Below are 19,843 nucleotides of genomic sequence, written 5' to 3'. Positions count from 1 at the left end.
GAATACAAAAATTTTCCACAGGCTGCCATCTTATTGTTCTTCTCCCATCCAGACTATCACTGTCGGTTTTGGATTTGCACCAAATCAGCTTGCGCTCACGGACTTTGAATTGCTTCATCACCGCCGATTGGGAATTTCACCCTACCCCGAAGAACAGATACCTATTCAATTTTTCCCTAAATAAAAAACTTCCCAACAGAAGCGATGGGAAGTTATATTTCATATAAGCGTAGCCAAATAGACCTTTTAAAGTCATACGAATTTAAAAAGCTTATACTTTCATCCTTCTCCCATCCAGACTGTAACTGTCGGTTTTGGATTTGCACCAAATCAGCTTGCGCTCACGGACTTTGAATTACTTCATCACCGCCGATTGGGAATTTCACCCTACCCTGAAGGATATATTATTTAGTTACTTCATACGATAACATTATTTTAATAGATTATCCACCTAAAATTTTTTAATGCACGCATGCTGATTACTTATTTTTGCCAAAAAAAGCTATACTCTATTAATTTTTATGGTATTTCTTCCTCGAAATCCAATAGTGCGAAATTGTTACAGTTAAAGTAATCCATATGAACGTTATCACCATATTTCCATATAGTTGTGAATCTATTGAACCTGTTATTAATACCATCATTGCCTGTTGACTCATGCCAGCAGGATTCACTAAATCAATTATTGGATGTAAACCACTAATGATTTTCAACAGTAACAAGCAAACGATACTAATTAAAGCTATAACGCCCTGTCCATTAAAAATAGTACTAATCATCGAAGTAAAAGAAATCATAAAAAGTACCCATACTAAGTAAAATCCAAGCGCTAATATCAGCGTAAAAAATGGAATATTACTAAACAAGAAATTTACATAAACGTAAGATACAAAATAGCCAAATGTCACACTAAGCGCTACAAATGAGAAATTAGAAAAAAGTTTTCCACCGATATAGGATCCTACCTTTACAGGTCTTGTTAATATAAAATCAAGCATCCCATTCGCTTTATCTGACTGAATTATACTCATTATGGCAATAACAATTACCATAATGCCCAGCTGATCAAACTGCGAGCCAAGAGTTGCCGCCATTACTTGTTCTCCATCCTGCTGCATGATTGCAGGATCAATCGTAATGCCTTGATTTCCACCGAGCGCTGCTAAAATTGAAGGTAAATAGTATGTAACTACTGGTTGTGTTGCGCCTAAAAACATAAAAACAAGAGGTAACCAAAGGATCTTAAACTCTCGAAACATTTGTACATACTCTTTTTTCGTTAAAATATATAAAGGTGTCATACACTCACCACCATTTTTAAAAAGATTTCTTCTAACGTCTCACTGCTTCCAACTTCAAATTTAACGATATCCATGTTGTTGTCCATTGCATCACGAATCAACCTATCTTTATTTTGCTGAATATTATCGAGGGTAATCTTCGCCTTCTTGCCTAATACTTCAACATTCTTAACATATGGGAGCTTTTCAATGATTTGCACCCAAAGCATATTATGTGATGCCAATTCAAGATGCACAACCGCTTGGTGATTGTTAGTTAATTTATCTAATGTCGTATCCTCAATTTTCTTACCTTGTTTCATAATGACAAAGCGTTCACATATTTCTTCCGCATCCCCTAAAATATGAGTAGATAATAGAATAGTCGTTTCATGTTTAATTTCTTGTATTAAATTTAAGACCTCTCTTCTGCCTATTGGATCTAATGCCGATACAGGCTCATCCATGACAATTAAAGATGGCTTATGTAACAGTGTTTGGGCAATGCCAAGCCTTTGCTTCATTCCCCCAGAAAATGTTTGAACTTTCTCATGTTGTTCATTTATAAGCCCAACTTTTGTTAAAATAGCTGGTACTTCCTTCACCAACTCTTGTTTTGTTATGCCAGATAACTGTCCCATAAAAAAGAGTGTTTCTGTAGCTGTCATCCAATGAAAGAAATCAGGATATTGTGGAAGGTAACCAATTTCTTTTTTCATGGTTTTAATTTTTTTCCCATCTAGAAGGACTTCTCCTTTTTCCGCATTTAAAATATCTGCAATAATTTTGATTAACGTAGACTTTCCAGCACCGTTAGGTCCAATTAGCCCTACACATTGTCCAGTTTCAACCACCATCGAGAAATTATTGACTGCTGTCTTTGCTTTAAATGTTTTAGTCACCTCTTTAATTTCTAACTTCATGATGTTTCGCTCCTTTTCGCCCAATAGTGAAATATAAAATTGGACCAATAGTATTAAAAAATAAAATAAGGATTGTCCATAACATAACATTTGTTCTTGCTTTTCGATGACGATACAAATCAATTAATGCAACAAGGATAAGGATGAAGCCAACCATCATAAACGGCCATATAACCTGTAATACAGCCAACCAATCAATGTCATTCAATTCATCTAACCCATAGTGAAGTTTCAATAAAAACGCTCCTCTCAACATTCATTATCATTACTAATAATGATAACATTAACACACATTTTTTGGAATTGCACTTGTTATTTTATTAAATGCTATGCTACAGTCAATATTATCTATAATGATAATATTATCGTTATAGATAATAACTTTTACATTAATTTTACTGCCAAAATTGTTAAAAGGAGAAAATCGCCTGAAAATGCACCCGATAAGAATTCAAACTAGTCAAACGCAAAAAGAAACTGCTACGATGCCTATTCCAAATTTGTTTATTTTAGGGGGAATACTATGCTACCTATTCAGATAGATACCAATAGCCCATTGCTATTATATATGCAGGTCGGCAATCAACTAATTGAACAGATTGCAAAAGGACATATTCAAGACAATGATATGCTTCCTTCCATTAGAAATATGGCGCAAGATATTGGAATCAATATACATACCGTTTCAAAAAGCTATCGTGAACTAGAGAAAAAAGCGATTATCAAGATGGAAAATCGCTTGAAAGCAACTGTTATCGCTCGTTCAAATCGACGGTTAGACGAAACCCAATTACATCATCTCGAACTTTCTATAAAAAATATGATAATGGAAGCTTATGTAATGGGTTATAGCAAGAAACAAATCAAACAATATATCACAAAAGTATTAGACCAAGTGCAATAATTTACCTCATACTGAAGAAGCGATGGTAAATAATCCTTTTCTCTCATAATATAAAATCAGATAGTATACTAATTCATTTCTTTTTTTCCGCATTCATGTCATCATGAACGAATGACTATATTGATTTAAGTATTATTAATGGTAAAGCCAAATACCCTTTAAGGAGAAAAATACAATGAAACATATAATATTTGATTTTGATGGCACACTTGCGGATTCCACGGCAGTGTTTGCATCTGTATGGAATACGATTGCTAAAAAACATGAATTCAAAGAAGTACAGTTAGAAGATATTGATGCACTAAAAAAATTATCGATTGCTGAACGAAGTAAATTATTTAACTTCCCGTTACACAAGCTACCTACTATACTCCCGCAATTTTATCGCTTATATCAGCAATCATTACAAGATGTTCATCTATTTCACGGTATGAAAGATGTCATACAGGAACTTGATAAGAAAGGATATACAATCGCCATTATTTCCTCCAACTCAAAAGATAATATTTTGGCGTTTTTACAAACTAATGGTATCGACCATGTCTCCGAAGTACTATGTTCGAGCCGGATTTTTGGTAAAGATAAAGTGATAAAAAAATATTTAAAACAAGCCAATTTAAAAACATCCGATGTTTTATATATTGGGGATGAGCAACGTGATATTGTCGCCTGCAAAAAAGTAGGTATTCCAATTATATGGGTTGGTTGGGGGTATGATGCTATTGAGATTGTTCAATCAGCAGAACCCGAATATAAAGTATTTACTCCTGCCGAAATACTAATTATTATGGAAGGTTTATGAACTACTTTCACCATTGCTTAGGCACTAAAAAAGACACTCTTTATAAGTGCCTTAAAATACAAGAGAAGTTGATTTTTGTTTAGTCTTACATCAACTTCTTTCTTATTGTGAGGGAAGCTTTGTTAAAATTTCTTGATATTTTTTTGCTGTCCTTATTTCCACTGTCAGAAAATCTTGTCCATAGGTTGCCTTTATTAAAAATGGTACATCACTGGTGTTTTGAAATCTAAAATCCAAGCTACCATAGGACACCGTTGCATCTCTACCCTTTGGAACATATCCTACATCTAATGAATGATGGTGTCGCTCCACAAATTTAATCGGGAGTTGATCGACTGCATTAAACAATGTTGAAGATGTTTGGCAAATCCCCCCACCAATGCCCATAACAAGCTTTTTATTAATAATTTCAGGTGCGGGCTGATAGCCATTCGCTTCATCTCTAGGGCCTACAACAGTATTAAACGAAAAAGTATCTCCGCTACCAACTATCACATTGTGAATGGCTTTTGCTGAAAGTTCAATATTTTTATTTCTTCTGATATCCGAAGCAGTGAAATATGTTGTATAAGAAGCAACTACAACATCCTCTAAATACGGTATGTCTTCAAAATAATAGCCACTTTCAGTAATATACAATGGCATTTCTACTGTACCACCCGTTACTGATGCTGCCATAATTTTTTCTACCAATTCACTTTCTTTTAAAATAACCAATGGACTACCTTTTATAATCCGACCATTGTCATCGACTTTATCAAGCATCATTCGCTTATCAAAACCAACTTTTGTTTCTGTGCCTCTCGCTAATTGTTGTGCCAATTGTTCAATGTTCTTTTTATACAAGACTGGGTCTGTTTCAAAGCCTAATTCTATGGGCGATACGATGTGGATGATTTCTTTAGATTGTGGATTAACAATTTCAACCACTACAGGACCTACTTCCTGCTCCTTGTCCTGCGTGTACATAACGGGTTGTTGCACGTCGTCTTTTTCAATTTGTTCATGCTTTATTTTATCCTGACAACCTGCTAAAGCCATTACACTGCCTAAACAAAATACAACCATCCATTTTTTCAAGTTTAAACACCTACCTCCAACTTACTTACAGCAACATCTTATTCGACTCGTTAGGATAGTGTGTTTCTTTTCTTAGATTTTTATTGGTGTATATCCAATTGAAAAATGTTTTTTTACACAGCTTAAGGAAAAAACACTCCCAAAAGTTTAGATACTTACTTTTGTGGAGTGCTTTTTTGAAAATAAGTTGTCATTATCACATAATACTTATGTAACTTTCTGGACAACAAGATAAAAAATAAATTTATCTAAACGTTAGTAATTCTTTAACTTAAGGGCGATAATTTTGATAAAATAAATTAGTAATTGTATACGGAACAATTAAAAAATAACACAGTATATTTACATATCTTTTGCAATATAAAAACCACCTTTCTACTATATTACTACAAAATAATATACGTGTATTTTATATCTACTTATTGTATATCTTCTACCAATTTCAATTCTAAGTTAGTAATACCATACTCTTTTATTTTTTTTTGAAAGTCATTAAGAATAAAAGGTCCTTCTACATATTCATCTTTAACATTTAAAATCCAGTAAAAATACTCTTCATTAGGGTAAGTCTGCTGTTTTGCAATTATGTAATCTTTATTCCAACCAACTTCTACAACTTTTGCAGGAATAACATTCTCATCCCACATTCCTTCACCATTCTTACTTTTAGGTGCAATCGTAATATTATGACTTGAAGTTCGCAAAAGCGAATAATTCCCAGATAAGTCAATACTATAATCTCCTAAACCGGCACAACCACTTATGAATAAACAAATCAGAATTACTATCCATCTTTTCATAATAACCTCCATCTCTAATAATATTATGAATACTTATAAATATTCCTTTTTTATGTAAAAACATAATTTTTTTCTATTAAAAAATCAATAATTTCTTAAAAATAATTCAAAAATAAATTTTTCATATAGGATAGTACATTATTTGGTCTTTTCTCACCCATCCCTAAAACGGAACATACGTTTGTTTATTTTCACTGTATTCTGTATAATAAAACAGAAATGGTGCTAAGAGGAGAAGTTTGGATGTATTAGGGATGATGTTTTAATGGCATTTGCAGTGGCTAGAAGGAACATTGCAAGTATGCCAAATTAGAATAGGCTATTTTGTAAGAAGCATGCTACACTGACTATCCGTAAAAAAATTTCACTTCACGGTTTCGTTTTTTGTTCTCCACTCCCCTGAATTACACTAAAACTAGAGAGTAGGTGCATAGATGATTCACTTAACAAACCGCCAGGCACGACAATTTCTGTTGTTGAAACATGAACTTTTGGACGACTATAAATTTAGCGGGAAACGGGGTGTATTGGATTTTACTCGACAGGTTGGCTGTATTCAGTACGACCCTATCGATGTTTGCGGAAAAAATGCCGAATTGGTGTTACAGTCCCGAATCAAAGAATTTACTAAAGAAATGCTCGCCGATTTGCTGTATGAAGAAAGAAGCCTTGTCGATTATCCCGACAAGAACCTCGCTATTATCCCTATTGAGGACTGGCCGTATTTTGAACGCTATAGGGAAGCCGCCCGACAACATGCTAAACGCTATCCCGAAATGGAAGCGTTGACAACGCTAGTACGGGCTCATATCCAAAATCATGGTGCACTAAGTTCGGATGATTTAAAATTGGATGGAGATTTCTCTTGGCAATCAGCCATTCACTGGAGTAGCGGAAACAATGCATCTCGCTCAGTACTGGAACAGATGTATTCAACGGGTGAGTTGATTATCCATCATAAAAAGGGCAGCCGTAAATATTACGATTTAGCCAAGAAGTACATACAGCCGAATCTGCTGACTGCATCAGAGCCCCTAGTTGATGAACTTGCGCATTATAAGTGGCGGGTACTACGTCGAATCGGCTCGGTCGGTCTCTTATGGAATCGTGCGTCAGATGCATGGTTGAATATTTGGGGGTTGAAAGCAGCACAACGCAAAGAGGTTTTTAGCCAGCTATTACAAGAAAATCACATTGTTGCCGTGGCCGTGGAGGAAATGAAGGATACGCTGTATTGCCTTGCGGAGGATTTACCGCTTATTGAAGCGGTTCTGCAAAATCCGGAACCAAAATGGCGTTGCGAGCTGATTGCGCCGCTCGATAATTTTCTTTGGGATAGAAAACTGATTACCGCATTGTTTAACTTTGATTATACGTGGGAGATTTACACACCTGCAAGCAAACGAAAATTCGGCTACTATGTGCTCCCCCTCGTATATGGAGAATGCTTCATTGGACGAGCTGAGATTATCGCGGAGAGAAAAACTAACACACTCGTTGTTAAAAACATCTGGTACGAGAACAGTGTGAAGCAAACAACTCAATTGCGTACAGCTTTGAACAATTGTCTCAAAAAATTTGCTCACTTCAACGGGTGTGAGACTATTTCGGTAGAGTCTTTGAATTGATATTTTCATAATTCTTTTTGTCATATAGGATGATATGTAATAGTTTATGCGCAGCCTTCTCATCGTCACAAATCGCAACTTTCATTATGGTCTCTCCCCTACTATTAGACTATATAATTGTTACAGAGTCGGATTTCCAAAGTAATAACAGCGGTTCTGATATTGATTATCAAGACCTAAGTTCGAAAAATATTAATAAATAAAAGGACATAACATATTTTATATGACTAATATGTTACGTCCCTTTTATTTCCTAACGCCCCCTTTAGTTGAAGAAGGAGAATTAAATTTTTAGCATCTTACATTTATTTACAATATATATATATTATCATAAATATCTAATAAAAAATCATCTCTTCTCTAAAAAATCTATAGAGGGGCGATGATTTTTATCAAATTTTTCACAAAAGCTTAGATATATCCCATGAGAAGAAGCCCTTCGTAAGGAGTGTCTATAAGTATTAAGAGTCCACAAACTTTATGGTGCTATCATAGCCCCTGCCATTGCTGATACCATAACAAAAGCATCATTAACAGTTGTAGTCATCGTAGTAGAATCTGTATAAAAACTGTCTAAAGCATCAATGAAGAACGCTTCTGACTCTAACAATGTATATCCATTACTTTTTAGGTTGTAAAAAATCGTTGAAATTTTAGCAGACTTCTCTGAATTGCTTAATGTAACCCACTCATAACCATCGTTTGATGATGAAACGACTTTTTCAGAGGAAGTTGTAGAAGGGGTGCTATCATCACTTTCGGATACTTTTTCTTCCTCAGCAAGCAATTCTTCTGCTGTCTTACCATTCATTGTGCCATTCCAAACTTCTTTTTCATCAAAATTATCTAAAAGAGCAACATCCGTGTCTTCTGTAATAACTTCACCAATAGCATGTATTTGAAAGTCATATAAAGCATCTATAGAATAAGTAAGATGATCGTTATCAGGTAATCCAACTTCCAACTCTGTAAACATAACGTGGATATCCAATAATTTGTTATAAACTTTCATTATGTAAGAATATTGCTCGCTTAGAGGCAAATCTAAAAAACTATCATTTGGGACTAAAGATAAAGTGCCATAATCCATCGAAGAAATATCTTCACCTTCCTTGAAAGACAAATGCTCTAAATTATTAATATAATCATTTAAGTCTTCGTCAGTATAATCCAAAGCCGACTTACACCCACTTATTAACACAACTAATAACATCAATACTAAAGAAAACTTCTGCATAGACATAACATCCTTCGTAATAATATTTAACCAAATTGTACCACTTAAATAAGATAATACAATATTTGGTTAGGTTTAAAATGTAATTTGCAGAAAAAAATAATACTTCATTACATTTGACTCATGTAAATTATGATACTATGTCAAATAATCTATGTATGAATTCAACCTCGTTTATGTATAATTATATTATCAAAAAAATCCATTCCTTTATTTATCTAAACTGCTTCTTTAAAAGAGCTGCCTAAGCAACTCAACGATCTTCACTAAAGCACCCGTTCGTATTATAAGGTCAGCCAGAGAAATCTGGTTGACTATTTTTTATTCAATTTATAGATTGATAGTAGCCGGGGTAGAACGTAAGCACCTGTGGGATTTGATCCCGACAACTAACATGTTCACCCTCTACTTGTTAACACATGATTAGGCTGGTTAGTTTAATTTCAATGATATGTTTTCAAGTGTTTATAACTAATTAGTTCACCACTTGTATTTATCACAACCTCATCTTCCCTATAACCATTATGAGCACCATAGTAAGGGGACACTTTCAACGTTATCTCATATAATCCACCAATTCCATATACTTGCTTTATTTTTAGGATTTCAGTTTCCCACGCAGCCCAAGAAAGACCTTCTTTAGGTGCATTTTTGTCATTCTTATAAATTTCAGTAATTGCTTTATCTACTGGATTTCAATTACTACTTATAAGTGCCATTTTAACCGTTTCGCATAATTCCGTATCAGCTTCATTTATTGTTTTTGAATATACTGTTGTATTAGCTAAAGATATTCCAACCAAAAGCATAAGTAAGATTTTTTTCATATAAAGTCACCTCATTTTAGTTTCCCAAGAACTAAAATGATTTATTCAACAATCCTGCCCCGTTAGTTGAATAAGAAGGCGAGAATAAAGTTCTCCCTCATTCACAATATCTTTCAAATGCAAAGTGAAATATAATTTTTTAAAATTAGTTTCCACTACTTTTTACGAATAGTCAAAAATATTAACGCTCGGTCTAAAGACTTCACTACAACTCCAGCTGTGGGCTACGCCCTCTACCAAAATAAACATACATTCCTTTTTATTGTATACATACAATACGATATTTCCACCATCTAATTAACGAATATAATATGCATAGAAAAAGAGGATATATGCTCATATATTGAACATGATATCCTCATATTAGTTTAGTCTATATAAAATGATTCAAAACTGCCGTTTAGGTCTATAGCTATTTGCTACATTTTAAAATTAATTCATATCATCACGAAGTGCATCGACGATATTTTCCTTTTTAATCATGCGAAGTGCGTACATTGTTGTAATAAATATAACAAGGAATACCCCCAGTACGCTAATGCCCATACTGCTCCAAGGGAATGTGAATGCGACTTCCGCTCCACCGATAAACATCCCTTTATAGATAAGCCAAGCCAAGATACCTGAAATAGGGAGACCAATTAGTAATGTTTGGAACCCATAAAGTACACATTCAAAGCGCATCATCTTATTGAAATCACGATTGGACATACCAACTGAGCGAAGCATTGCAAGCTCTCGTCGACGTAATCGAATATTCGTAGAAATTGTGTTGAACACATTGGCGATTGCAATAAGTGACATCATTATGACGAAAACAATGGTGAACAAATCAATGATAAAGATGATATTGCGGTTTTGGTCAAATATTTCATTGGCATTGTATATCGAATATTCGTATGAGGTTTCTTCCGATTCGATTATTTTTTTCATTTCATCAACTGACTGCGACGCATCCTTTGATAGGAACGTTAAGCCCCAATCCATCGGAACATCAGCTAGTGCCCATGTATCCATTAATTGATATGGTGCAACAATCATAAACGTGTACGGTCTTACTTCAGACGGTAGCTTTGGTAATGGATCGACAGGATACGTATCGACAAATGTAATCGCTACATTTCGCCCTTCGTTTAAGATTGTGCCAGTATTTGCGTTTGGTGTAATAACTAAATTCATCGACTGTTTTGTAAACATATCTAGTATGTTATCTTTTTCCGAGGCAGTAGCCGTTTTATTTTTCATTTTAGCAACGGCAATGACTTTTGCATTCTCCCCTGTATATTCCGCTATATCTAAACCTTGACTTTTAATAAAATCTAGGTAAACACTATCCTCTAAAAACTGCATGTCTAGCGGTACATCAATCGTCTTATCATGCTCGACATAACCTGCTGCTTGACGGTAGTCTGCTGAGAAATCATGTAAGTTAATTTCACTTTTATATTCCATCATAGATTGATAAGAGCCTTTATAAACGCCAACTACGTTTTGTAGTTTGTCAAATAGCTGCAATGAATCGTTTTCTTTCATGTTCTCACTAAAAAACATAATATCGTAATCCGTATTGACAACAGATGACTCTGCAGCCTGTTGAAGCGTTGTTTTGAATGCGCTAGACGATACAAACATAACAACACTTAATGTAAGTGATAGGACGATACTACGATAGCGTCTTCTGTTTCGCTTAAAGTTTTTAAGCGCAAGTGTACGCTCTAAGCCGTAAATCCACTCCATCCATTTGGACGTATTAATTGCTTTTGATTCCACTTTAATTTCATTTGTTTGACGAATACAAGCCATAACAGGGGTGTTGGCAGCTTTGCGTGCTGGGATATAAGCTGAAATTAAAATGGTCACCAAACTAATGACTACTGCGGCAATGATTATAGGCATCGAAACTGTCAAAGTTAAAGGTACATTGTCATAGGCGATATTTCCGAAATTTTCCGACACAAGAGATAGGACACCCTTGATACTTGGGATGCCAACTAACACACCGATTGGTATACCAACAGCGCCAATACAAAGCCCTTCAAATAATACGGAATTTCGTAACTGTTTTGCCGTTGCACCTACTGACATCAAAATCCCATATTGTCGCATACGTTCGTTTAACGAAATGGAAAATGCATTATATATAAGGAAAACTGAACCAAGCATAATTAAGGCAACTAAAATGCCACCCATTGAGTAGAGTAGACGATTAAATGTTTTATCATTTGACAGACCCATAAATCGTAACACGTTGTCATTTGTAACAAATTGATGGTCAGTTGCGAATTCATCTGCATAATCATGCACTTTACGAGGACTTTTCATTTTAATAAAGGTACTAAAGCTACTCGCTTTTTTCATAGCATCAGTTGTTGTAATTAACGTATAACCAGGTGCCTTTACCTCTTCGAATCCAGGTCGTTTAAATGTCCCAACGACTGTGTAGTTTTTCTGACGCTCAGCTACAAAGCTTTCTGGATTAGTTGAAAGGTAAGGGTCATATTGTGAGAGCTGTTTATCATTGCTTATACGTCTTCCAACATTCAGTGCAAGGGTATTACCAACAGAAATCGCCACGCCCCCATTTTCCTTAAGGTGCGAAGGAATGAGAATTTCTGTGTCATTTTTTGGGTATCGACCAGAAGTAAGTGTTATTGGTAAATGGGCATAAGTGTCTTGGTCGAAGCCAGCAATAAATAAATACGGCTTGTTGACGTTTTTACCTTCCTCCAGTTTGGCATAACCAATGTTTTCAAAGGTAATGGTGTTGGCTATTCGATTATCTTCATTTTGTTGTTCGATAAATGTAGCGTCAACATCAGAAAATCCAACGTGCCAATCACCATATTTAATAATTGAGCCATTAATCATGTAGTTTTGCAGGGTGGTCGCAAAAGTCGTAACGCCTGTAATCATTGCGGCAGATAAAATAACGCCAATAATGGTCACAATCGTTCGCGTGCGGTTTTTTAGTAAGCTTTGCAAGGCGACTTTATTGAAAATATTCATTATCTTGCCACCCGTTTCTCATCTCGAATGACTTTGCCATCAGACATGGAAATAATCCGATCCGCTTGTAGAGCGATATTTTCATCATGCGTGACTACAATCAGCGTTTGCTGATATTTTTCGTGGCTGGATTTTAACAAACGCATAATTTCATGACCATTTTTGCTATCTAAACTACCCGTAGGTTCGTCAGCTAACATCACGGCAGGTGCGTTCATCAGTGCACGTCCAATCGCAACGCGTTGCTGCTGACCACCTGATAGTTGATTTGGTAAATGGTTTTTTCGCTCTTTGAGGCCAAGTAGGTCTAATAAGTCCATTAATCGTTCTTCATTCACATTGCGTCTATCCATCAAAATCGGTAATGTGATATTTTCTACGACATTCAACGTAGGAATAAGGTTATGAAATTGATAAATCAGACCAACTTCTCGACGTCGGAAAATTGCAAGTTTTTCATGATTTTGAGCATACACATCTTGTCCGTTCAAGTAAATTTTTCCGCTTGTCGGTACATCTACGCCAGCAATTGCATGTAGTAATGTCGATTTACCTGAACCAGATGAACCGATAATGGCAGTAAATTCCCCTTTTTCTATCGTAAGTGAAACATTGTCCAATGCTGTTACTTGATTTTCACCTTGCCCATATGTTTTGCATAAGTTTTCAATTTTTAAAAACTCCATTATGTGAGCCTCCTTTTGTGCTGTACCCTTATAATAGAATTTTTAACTTACATCTTCGTGACTTTAAAGTGAGAGATTCGTCACTTTGGGAAACGAATAGAAAAAATTGCCCCTCCTTGCGGATGATTTTTGGCACTAATAGTTCCCCCTTGGCGGGTAATAATGGTTTTGCAAAGCGCGAGGCCAATGCCATATCCTGTTGTGCTCGTATTTTTCCCACGGTAAAATCGTTCAAATAAGTAGGGTACATCTTCTTTTTTAAAACCTGGTCCACTATCATGTAAGGTAATTTCTGTAAACAGCATATTTTCCTCACAAGCAATTTGAATCGTCCCGTTATCGCCTGTACTTTCAATGCAATTTTTTAAAATATTTTGAATGGCCTCTGAAAGCCAACCGAAATCTCCATGAATAACTAGTCTGTCCGCTATATTCACTTGAGGCGTAATATTATGTAAATCCATCGACATAAGAAATGGATGAAACGAATCCTTTATTAAGGTTGCGACATCTAATGGTTCCATTTTGAAATTTACAATATCTGCATCTAAACGTGATAATTTCAACAGAGAGGTTAATAGCCAATCCATTTGTACAAATAATTTTTGTATATCCCATAGCAACGTTTTACGCTCATGTTCAGCTGGGTTGTTTTTCAGTAAAGATACAATCAAATTCGCTGAAGTTAGCGGTGTACGTAGTTGGTGTGCAATATCGGCTAGTGAATCAGCTAGATATATTTTCTCTTTTTTCAGTGCTTCATTTTGTTCCCGTATGCGAAGCGTCATTTTAGTGATTTCATTTTGCAAAATAGACAGTTCGCCTTCTTCTGCATTACTAATAAACAAATGATCGGTATTATGCAGCACTAAATTAATTTGCTCTGAAATTTGTGTAATCCTTTTATAATGCGCTTTTGTAAATAAGAAAAATAAGATGCCAAACGCAACACAAGTAGAAAGTATTAATAGGCCAGCTACGGGCTGAATAGTAAAACCTAAAATGGCGGTAATGATTGTGATGCCGGTAAATAAAAGTGTAAATTGCCTAATCTCCCTATTCCGCAACATAGCTAGCTCCTAGTCGGTATCCTGTACCACGAACAGTTAAAATATAGCGCGGATTGCCAGGATCTGTCTCAATTTTTTCTCTTAGGCGTTTTATATAGACGGTTAGGGTATTGTTCGTTACAAATTCTCCTGATGCATCCCATAATTCGTCCAATAGCCTGTCGCGCGTAATAATACTTTTAGGGTTATTTATAAACACTAATAATAATCGGTATTCCAAAGCAGAAAGAAAAACTTCTTGCCCATTTTTTTTGACAACCCCACTCGATGGGTCAACATGAACATCCCCCATTTCAAAGACAATTGGAGAATGTCCGTTTTTTCGTAAAGCTGTTCCAATTCGAGCAATCAATTCGCGTGGGCGAAAAGGTTTAGTAACATAGTCATCAGCCCCTATATTCAGCCCCGTTACAACACTACCTTCATCGCCAGAAGCTGTTAGAAAGATTACTGGAATGTTCTGAGTTTGCTTGATATCCGTGCAAACTGCAAAGCCGTTGCCATCAGGAAGGGAAATATCAAGCAATGCCAAGTCATATTTCTGCGCAGCAAGCATAAGTATGGCTTCTTTTTGCGTCGCAGCATGGGTGATGGTAAATCCTTCAGAGCGGAGTAGAAGAGCGAGGTTTTTCGCAATTTCCAAATCATCTTCAACTAATAAAATATGTTTCATTTATTTTCACCAATCTTTTTTAGCATATTTTGTATTTTTACTATACTGATTTTCTGTTTAAATTGACCATAATCCATACTTCAACACCTCTGAAATTGATTTCAAGAGAAATCATACCATGTATCTCAATGAATCCGTACAGACTATAAAGTTTTTGCATTAAAATAAACTGTGGTACCTGTCACATACTTTTCATGGATGACGTCGCACTTATGCAACGTTTCGATTAAAATAGACAATGATTGGAACTGTGAAGTGTTGAAACGAACCTATCCAATAAAGGCGCTAAGTATGCCGAAATCGGGTCCGTTTACTTTTGGAAAAGAGGTTGAATATGGAGAAACAACATTGTTGTGAGTATTTGGACTACCATGCAAATTTCAAATGTGACATGCATATCAATCCGTTTGCATGTCCTGACAAAATAATCATTTTTTCGGATAAAGATAATACATACGGTTTAATCATTCATGATGGTGGTTCTTCAAGTATAGAAATTGAATTCTGTCCATGGTGTGGTTCTAAATTATAGTTCGTTGTTCCTTGCTGCATGTGTTTATTGAATACATGAATAGTAGAATCAGATACTGAAATTGTATTGAAGGAGAGTTATAAATGAAAAAAATTAGAGCAATATTTATTGGCGATGTCAGATTTGACCACTGTCCAGTTTTTGAACTTAATGTTGAAACAAATTATTTTGAAATGCTGATTGATAAAGAGTTTAGATATGAAAAAGAAGTTGTAGAGGAAGATAATGATTTTTTAGTTTTTGAAATAGAAAACGATGTCGCAACATTGATTAAATAAAAAAGTGCAATTGTGGAACACAATGATGGAAATGTTCCTAATGTAAAATATCCACACCTTCCCTCGCCTAATATATTTAACGAACAGGTTATGATAGTGATATTGTCCTTCCTCACCTCTTGTAATGATTAGATGTTGGGGTAGCTCCCAACAAAAAGTACAGACAAAACCAATCTTCCATATCTCTAGTAACTAATGTTACATTTAAAGTGTTTCGTGACAATAAAGTCGTTTAATTCATAAAGTAATTTGAATACTATGCATTAAGTTGCTCCGCACACGAGCCAGCTTGGTTAATAAGTTTATTGATTTAAAGGGGGGTTACATATTTGAACAAAAATATATTAGGCGTTTTATCAGTTTTGACAGTAGCAATAAGCATCATTTTTTTCTTTATCATCAGAGGACCTAACGCTAACTTAACTTTGGGTATAAATGTGTTTACAGTGCTTTCTGTACTAGGCATTATCTTTGCTATCTTATCTAAAAAACTGTGGTTTATTATTACAGGAATCTTGTTAAATGGTGCCGTGTTAGTATTTGTTTATTTTCTGTTGCTTGCAGTAGGAATTAGTGAACCATAAAAATAATATTCATGAAAATGTTGTGATTGTGGTAGATCCGCTTTTCTAATTCAACTAACTTGTGCTTAAATTCTACAGAGATTTATGAGGTTATGGCACTTATACAGCGTGCTTCAAGTTTAAATTGCCTACAAGTATCCATTAATTGCAGCTTTACAATAAAGATTGGTTTACTAAATTTCTTCAACCTTTATGGGGCGAATGCAAAAACGCCATTTTGAAAATGGCTGAATCAAAATGGCGTTAATTTTTCTAACTAACGTATGAATTAAATAAGTCTTATTGAACTAAGGCATAGATAGTATAGGTTTAGTTTTGCAACGGTCTTTTTACTAAACATTCAAATCTCTTTTTTTATAATAAACATAGGTTACGACCAAAAATGATAGAATCAATATTAGGGAAATTACGACAAAGCTTACGTCTAAACCACCGCCATACATTACATTTTTCGCTTCAAAATATTTAAATGGTGTAAAATATTTTATGCTGTTTATATTCTCATTTAAATCAATAATGATTGATAACATATACATAAGTAAGAGGATTCCAGTAGCTACTGATACAGCCGTTTTTGGTTTCTTCTTTACAGCAGCAATTGCACTGCCAATAACCATAAACAAAACCTGCAAAATGAACATTGCTACCATTAAGATTGCAATTTCACCATTAACCGCTTCACCATCGCTGTATTTCCCTAAAAGAATAATGGACGAAACGAATGTTGCGAGATTGAATATTACAATATTTATAAAAGCAGCTAATAGCTTTGCTGTAATAACTTTACTTCTAGATACTGGTTTAACGAATAAAAACTCAGATGTTTTATCCCGCTCTTCTTTGGCAATAATGGTCGCTCCGAGCATGACTGCATGAATGGTTGCCATTAATACTAAATAGAGAAAAAGCATACCATAGTAGCCGCTAGCTTTCGTTAAATCCAAATCATTGAAACCAAATACAGCCCGTAACGATTTTGGCATATCTGCCATCAATTTATTTATCGATTGGCCCGATGACGAATACGCTTCATATTTAGTCATTCCTGATGCCACCATAAGGAAAACACCGATGCTCCAAAATATGAGTGATTTTCGATGAGACTTCAATTCTTTTAAAAATATATTCATTACCGAACCCCTCCATTTCGCTTCCTACAAGCAAAGCTAACATTCTTAAACCGCATGGATATCCTTCTTACTATAGACAACATAACTAGCTGCAATTGCAAGAATAATAATAACTGCACCAGCAATTAAAAATGTTGTTTCATAGCTGGAGTGTTTCATGATATAGGCGGTGTCGAAGTATTTAAACGGCGAAAAATAACGTTTCACTTCATCACCAGTCGTATCACTGAACATTCCGACAAAGTAGAAAGCAAAGACGGTAGCTAGCGAGATGGTCAGCATGGATTTAATCTTTTGGACAATAACGGAAATGATTATTCCTAAGGATAGAAATATCAGCTGAATAAAGAATATTGTAAGTGAAAGCAGAAAGAAAATTTTTAAGCTAAAATCATCTGTTTTGACTTGTAATGCCACAAAGCTAGCTGCAGCGAAATAGAAGATATTCGTGATGACAATCGAAACTAGCGCTGCGAATAATTTAGCTGTCAAGATTTTTGTACGGGTAACAGGCTTCGTTAGTAAAAAGTCCGCTGTTTTATCACGGACTTCCTTATTGACAATAGAAGTGCCGAGATTCATCGCCTGGATTGCTGCGCACAGAGTAATAAACGATAATGGGAAGCTATAGAATCCTAAAATAGTAAAGAAATTTTCTTGATTAAACCCGATTGCATTTCTGATTGCCTCTGGATAGTTTTCTACTATTTTCATAAAGCCCTTTGCATCTTCAGCAAAAGAAGAATACATCGACATAAAAATAATAATGATGGCTATTAACGATAGCGACCATATGATGGTAGACTTTCGATAAACCTTCAATTCATGCATAAAGATATTCATAGTTTTTAGACCTCCTTCTCGTAATAATGTATAAAGATCTCCTCAAGGTCTGGTTCTTCAATCCACAAATTTGCAATTTCAATTTCAGCGATTTTTTTCATCACCGTATTAATATTACCTTTGAATAAAAAACTAGTTACGTTATTGTGAACATTTAATTTATTGACCCCCTCGATTTGGAAGTAATCTTTGTCTAGGGGTGAATTCGTCTCAATTTTAAATTTTTTATAGTTATTCTCTTGTAACGTACTAATCTTTTCTACGGTTACGATTTTACCTTCTTTAATGATGGCAACACGATTACATAATCTTTGGACCTCACTAAGGATGTGCGACGAAAATAAGATCGTAGCACCTTTTTTATTCTCTTCCTCTAATAGTTCAAAGAATTTTTGTTGCATTAATGGGTCTAGCCCGCTTGTCGGTTCATCCAAAATAATGAGTTTTGGCTCATGGAGCAGCCCTTGAACAATCCCGACCTTCTTCTTATTTCCCAAAGATAAGTCATCAATTTTTTTATTCAGATCCAAGTCCATCATTTTTGCTAACTCTTTAATTCTCTTACTGCAATCTTTTTTATAAAAGCTAGCTGAGTATTTTAATAGGTCCTTTACTTTCATATTGTCATAGTAAAAGATTTCAGATGGTAAATAACCGATTTCCTTTTTTATTTCGGGAGCAAATTGAATGCAGTCCTTCCCAAAAATCGTGGCACTGCCGCTCGTTGGGTAAATGAGTGATAATAATGTGCGAATTGTTGTCGACTTCCCAGCACCATTAGGCCCAATAAACCCGAAAATTTCACCCTGTTCAACGTTAAAACTAACATCAGATATGCCCCTTGCTTTGCCGTAAGTCTTCGTTAGATTTTTAATTTCTATTACGTTCATTGATAATACCTCCCTTTTTCTCCTTAAACAGCTTCGCAAAATGACTAATAGGATTGGATTACTGTCTTATTCGTCAGTCAGCTCACAGGCAACAACGCTATTTCTCAACTCCCTATATACTTCTTTTTACTTTATATATACATACATTTGTATTTTTGTAAATTACAATTTGGAACATTCTAAATGGAATCTATATAAAAAGGGGTGTTAAAATGAAAAAATAGTTTTTTCCATTCTGATTGTTGCTCTTTTGAATGGCTGTAATGGTTTATCCAAAGGTACTCTTAGTCAGCCAGAAGGCAAAGTTATGTTGAACGAAAAACAATATACAATGATTCCTGTTGATTACGAATGGGAAGAAGACCATGTTAAAATAGCAGATATATTTATGAACTTAAGGTAGTATGGGATAAAGGAAAAGAGACTTTTGTTTTCGATGTTGCGGTAAAAATAAACCATTCAATAACTAATTTTAGGTATTTGATGTTGGTGGAGGTCAAGAAATGGCTCTTGATATAGGGGTGCTGTCGAAGCAAGATTACTGTCTATCCTAGAGAATCGTTATTAGAACAATTAAAATTAATATTTTAACAGCGTGGGCTTAGATAAGCATAATGATGTTATAGTTTTATTCCTCAATTAGGCGCGATTACTAAGCAAGAAATAAAAG

At 35.0% G+C, this 19,843-nt stretch carries 20 protein-coding genes, 1 pseudogene and 2 riboswitches; of the genes and pseudogenes, 6 read left to right on the top strand and 15 right to left on the bottom strand.

The annotated features are described in order from the left end of the window. Positions 1–32 precede the first annotated feature (32 nt). A riboswitch (FMN riboswitch) is annotated at positions 33–158 on the bottom strand. Positions 159–278: 120 nt separating this feature from the next. Further along, positions 279–404: riboswitch (FMN riboswitch) on the bottom strand. A gap of 108 nt (positions 405–512) precedes the next feature. The 3 genes from MHH88_RS07960 to MHH88_RS07950 are packed head-to-tail and all read right to left on the bottom strand — an operon-like array spanning position 513 to position 2,438. Then, on the bottom strand, positions 513–1,301 hold the full coding sequence (locus tag MHH88_RS07960) for a hypothetical protein (protein ID WP_339262294.1): 789 nt from the start codon (positions 1,299–1,301) through the stop codon (positions 513–515). Further along, positions 1,298–2,203, bottom strand: a complete 906-nt coding sequence (locus MHH88_RS07955; RefSeq protein WP_339262292.1) for an ABC transporter ATP-binding protein — start codon at positions 2,201–2,203, stop codon at positions 1,298–1,300. The genes MHH88_RS07960 and MHH88_RS07955 overlap by 4 nt, the downstream gene beginning before the upstream one ends. Next, on the bottom strand, positions 2,187–2,438 hold the full coding sequence (locus MHH88_RS07950; RefSeq protein ID WP_069511641.1) for a PLD nuclease N-terminal domain-containing protein: 252 nt from the start codon (positions 2,436–2,438) through the stop codon (positions 2,187–2,189). Before MHH88_RS07950 ends, MHH88_RS07955 begins: the two co-directional genes overlap by 17 nt. 288 nt (positions 2,439–2,726) lie before the next feature. Here MHH88_RS07950 and MHH88_RS07945 point away from each other — a divergent pair, with 288 nt between their 5' ends. Next, a complete protein-coding gene (locus MHH88_RS07945) occupies positions 2,727–3,107 on the top strand; it encodes a GntR family transcriptional regulator (protein WP_339262290.1) in 381 nt (126 codons plus the stop codon). Positions 3,108–3,282: 175 nt separating this feature from the next. Next, positions 3,283–3,909, top strand: a complete 627-nt coding sequence (locus MHH88_RS07940) for an HAD-IA family hydrolase (RefSeq protein WP_339262288.1) — start codon at positions 3,283–3,285, stop codon at positions 3,907–3,909. Between the two features lie 102 nt (positions 3,910–4,011). Here MHH88_RS07940 and MHH88_RS07935 read toward each other — a convergent pair whose 3' ends face one another. After that, entirely contained in the window at positions 4,012–4,977 is a 966-nt protein-coding gene (locus tag MHH88_RS07935; protein ID WP_339263013.1) for a VanW family protein, read from the bottom strand. Positions 4,978–5,408: 431 nt separating this feature from the next. Next, positions 5,409–5,789, bottom strand: a complete 381-nt coding sequence (locus MHH88_RS07930) for a DUF3997 domain-containing protein (protein ID WP_339262286.1) — start codon at positions 5,787–5,789, stop codon at positions 5,409–5,411. A 434-nt stretch (positions 5,790–6,223) separates the two neighbouring features. Here MHH88_RS07930 and MHH88_RS07925 point away from each other — a divergent pair, with 434 nt between their 5' ends. Next, positions 6,224–7,417: a crosslink repair DNA glycosylase YcaQ family protein gene (locus MHH88_RS07925; protein ID WP_339262284.1), complete on the top strand. Its 1,194-nt coding sequence runs from the start codon at positions 6,224–6,226 to the stop codon at positions 7,415–7,417. Positions 7,418–7,895: 478 nt separating this feature from the next. On the opposite strand, the gene MHH88_RS07920 is transcribed toward MHH88_RS07925, so the two are convergent. The 7 genes and pseudogenes from MHH88_RS07920 to MHH88_RS07890 all read right to left on the bottom strand — a co-directional run bounded on the left by MHH88_RS07920 (position 7,896) and on the right by MHH88_RS07890 (position 14,916). Next, the gene (locus MHH88_RS07920; RefSeq protein ID WP_339262283.1) at positions 7,896–8,654 is read right to left on the bottom strand and encodes a hypothetical protein; all 759 of its coding nucleotides are present in this window, start codon (positions 8,652–8,654) and stop codon (positions 7,896–7,898) included. 443 nt (positions 8,655–9,097) lie between these two features. Next, positions 9,098–9,334, bottom strand: a pseudogene (locus MHH88_RS07915) (DUF3888 domain-containing protein); the annotation flags it as partial. Positions 9,335–9,349: 15 nt separating this feature from the next. Further along, positions 9,350–9,481 carry a hypothetical protein gene (locus MHH88_RS07910; RefSeq protein WP_339262282.1) on the bottom strand — a complete coding sequence of 44 codons (132 nt, stop codon included), beginning with the start codon at positions 9,479–9,481 and terminating at the stop codon, positions 9,350–9,352. Positions 9,482–9,913: 432 nt separating this feature from the next. Continuing rightward, positions 9,914–12,487: an FtsX-like permease family protein gene (locus tag MHH88_RS07905; protein ID WP_339262281.1), complete on the bottom strand. Its 2,574-nt coding sequence runs from the start codon at positions 12,485–12,487 to the stop codon at positions 9,914–9,916. Further along, a complete protein-coding gene (locus MHH88_RS07900; protein WP_069511655.1) occupies positions 12,487–13,173 on the bottom strand; it encodes an ABC transporter ATP-binding protein in 687 nt (228 codons plus the stop codon). The genes MHH88_RS07905 and MHH88_RS07900 overlap by 1 nt, the downstream gene beginning before the upstream one ends. A gap of 80 nt (positions 13,174–13,253) precedes the next feature. Further along, positions 13,254–14,243 carry a HAMP domain-containing sensor histidine kinase gene (locus MHH88_RS07895; RefSeq protein WP_339262280.1) on the bottom strand — a complete coding sequence of 330 codons (990 nt, stop codon included), beginning with the start codon at positions 14,241–14,243 and terminating at the stop codon, positions 13,254–13,256. After that, on the bottom strand, positions 14,230–14,916 hold the full coding sequence (locus tag MHH88_RS07890; protein ID WP_339262278.1) for a response regulator transcription factor: 687 nt from the start codon (positions 14,914–14,916) through the stop codon (positions 14,230–14,232). Before MHH88_RS07890 ends, MHH88_RS07895 begins: the two co-directional genes overlap by 14 nt. Positions 14,917–15,250: 334 nt before the next feature. On the opposite strand from MHH88_RS07890, the gene MHH88_RS07885 reads away from it, so the two are divergent. From MHH88_RS07885 to MHH88_RS07875, 3 genes are all read left to right on the top strand, one after another. Beyond that, positions 15,251–15,448 carry a hypothetical protein gene (locus MHH88_RS07885; protein WP_339262277.1) on the top strand — a complete coding sequence of 66 codons (198 nt, stop codon included), beginning with the start codon at positions 15,251–15,253 and terminating at the stop codon, positions 15,446–15,448. Between the two features lie 83 nt (positions 15,449–15,531). Next, positions 15,532–15,726 (top strand): hypothetical protein, encoded by a 195-nt coding sequence (locus tag MHH88_RS07880; RefSeq protein WP_339262276.1) that lies wholly within the window; start codon positions 15,532–15,534, stop codon positions 15,724–15,726. Positions 15,727–16,067: 341 nt separating this feature from the next. Beyond that, positions 16,068–16,310, top strand: a complete 243-nt coding sequence (locus MHH88_RS07875; protein WP_052599563.1) for a hypothetical protein — start codon at positions 16,068–16,070, stop codon at positions 16,308–16,310. Positions 16,311–16,642: 332 nt separating this feature from the next. Here the strand turns inward: MHH88_RS07875 and MHH88_RS07870 are convergent, their stop codons facing one another. The 3 genes from MHH88_RS07870 to MHH88_RS07860 are packed head-to-tail and all read right to left on the bottom strand — an operon-like array spanning position 16,643 to position 19,173. Then, on the bottom strand, positions 16,643–17,440 hold the full coding sequence (locus MHH88_RS07870; RefSeq protein ID WP_339262274.1) for an ABC transporter permease subunit: 798 nt from the start codon (positions 17,438–17,440) through the stop codon (positions 16,643–16,645). Between the two features lie 45 nt (positions 17,441–17,485). Continuing rightward, complete coding sequence (locus tag MHH88_RS07865) at positions 17,486–18,283, bottom strand: ABC transporter permease subunit (protein ID WP_339262272.1); 798 nt, start codon at positions 18,281–18,283, stop codon at positions 17,486–17,488. Between the two features lie 5 nt (positions 18,284–18,288). Further along, complete coding sequence (locus MHH88_RS07860) at positions 18,289–19,173, bottom strand: ABC transporter ATP-binding protein (protein WP_069511671.1); 885 nt, start codon at positions 19,171–19,173, stop codon at positions 18,289–18,291. Between the last annotated feature and the right edge of the window lie 670 nt (positions 19,174–19,843).

This window comes from Lysinibacillus sp. FSL K6-3209, assembly GCF_037976175.1.
Lineage (GTDB): Bacteria > Bacillota > Bacilli > Bacillales_A > Planococcaceae > Lysinibacillus > Lysinibacillus sphaericus_D.
This window is presented reverse-complemented; position numbering and strand designations above follow the sequence as displayed.

Coding starts and splice junctions, on each gene's coding strand:
- MHH88_RS07960 (WP_339262294.1), bottom strand. CDS start 1,301: ATGACACCTTTATATATTTTAACGAAAAAAGAGTATGTACAAATGTTT.
- MHH88_RS07955 (WP_339262292.1), bottom strand. CDS start 2,203: ATGAAGTTAGAAATTAAAGAGGTGACTAAAACATTTAAAGCAAAGACA.
- MHH88_RS07945 (WP_339262290.1), top strand. CDS start 2,727: ATGCTACCTATTCAGATAGATACCAATAGCCCATTGCTATTATATATG.
- MHH88_RS07940 (WP_339262288.1), top strand. CDS start 3,283: ATGAAACATATAATATTTGATTTTGATGGCACACTTGCGGATTCCACG.
- MHH88_RS07935 (WP_339263013.1), bottom strand. CDS start 4,977: ATGGTTGTATTTTGTTTAGGCAGTGTAATGGCTTTAGCAGGTTGTCAG.
- MHH88_RS07930 (WP_339262286.1), bottom strand. CDS start 5,789: ATGAAAAGATGGATAGTAATTCTGATTTGTTTATTCATAAGTGGTTGT.
- MHH88_RS07925 (WP_339262284.1), top strand. CDS start 6,224: ATGATTCACTTAACAAACCGCCAGGCACGACAATTTCTGTTGTTGAAA.
- MHH88_RS07920 (WP_339262283.1), bottom strand. CDS start 8,654: ATGCAGAAGTTTTCTTTAGTATTGATGTTATTAGTTGTGTTAATAAGT.
- MHH88_RS07910 (WP_339262282.1), bottom strand. CDS start 9,481: ATGAAAAAAATCTTACTTATGCTTTTGGTTGGAATATCTTTAGCTAAT.
- MHH88_RS07905 (WP_339262281.1), bottom strand. CDS start 12,487: ATGAATATTTTCAATAAAGTCGCCTTGCAAAGCTTACTAAAAAACCGC.
- MHH88_RS07900 (WP_069511655.1), bottom strand. CDS start 13,173: ATGGAGTTTTTAAAAATTGAAAACTTATGCAAAACATATGGGCAAGGT.
- MHH88_RS07895 (WP_339262280.1), bottom strand. CDS start 14,243: ATGTTGCGGAATAGGGAGATTAGGCAATTTACACTTTTATTTACCGGC.
- MHH88_RS07890 (WP_339262278.1), bottom strand. CDS start 14,916: ATGAAACATATTTTATTAGTTGAAGATGATTTGGAAATTGCGAAAAAC.
- MHH88_RS07885 (WP_339262277.1), top strand. CDS start 15,251: ATGGAGAAACAACATTGTTGTGAGTATTTGGACTACCATGCAAATTTC.
- MHH88_RS07880 (WP_339262276.1), top strand. CDS start 15,532: ATGAAAAAAATTAGAGCAATATTTATTGGCGATGTCAGATTTGACCAC.
- MHH88_RS07870 (WP_339262274.1), bottom strand. CDS start 17,440: ATGAATATATTTTTAAAAGAATTGAAGTCTCATCGAAAATCACTCATA.
- MHH88_RS07865 (WP_339262272.1), bottom strand. CDS start 18,283: ATGAATATCTTTATGCATGAATTGAAGGTTTATCGAAAGTCTACCATC.
- MHH88_RS07860 (WP_069511671.1), bottom strand. CDS start 19,173: ATGAACGTAATAGAAATTAAAAATCTAACGAAGACTTACGGCAAAGCA.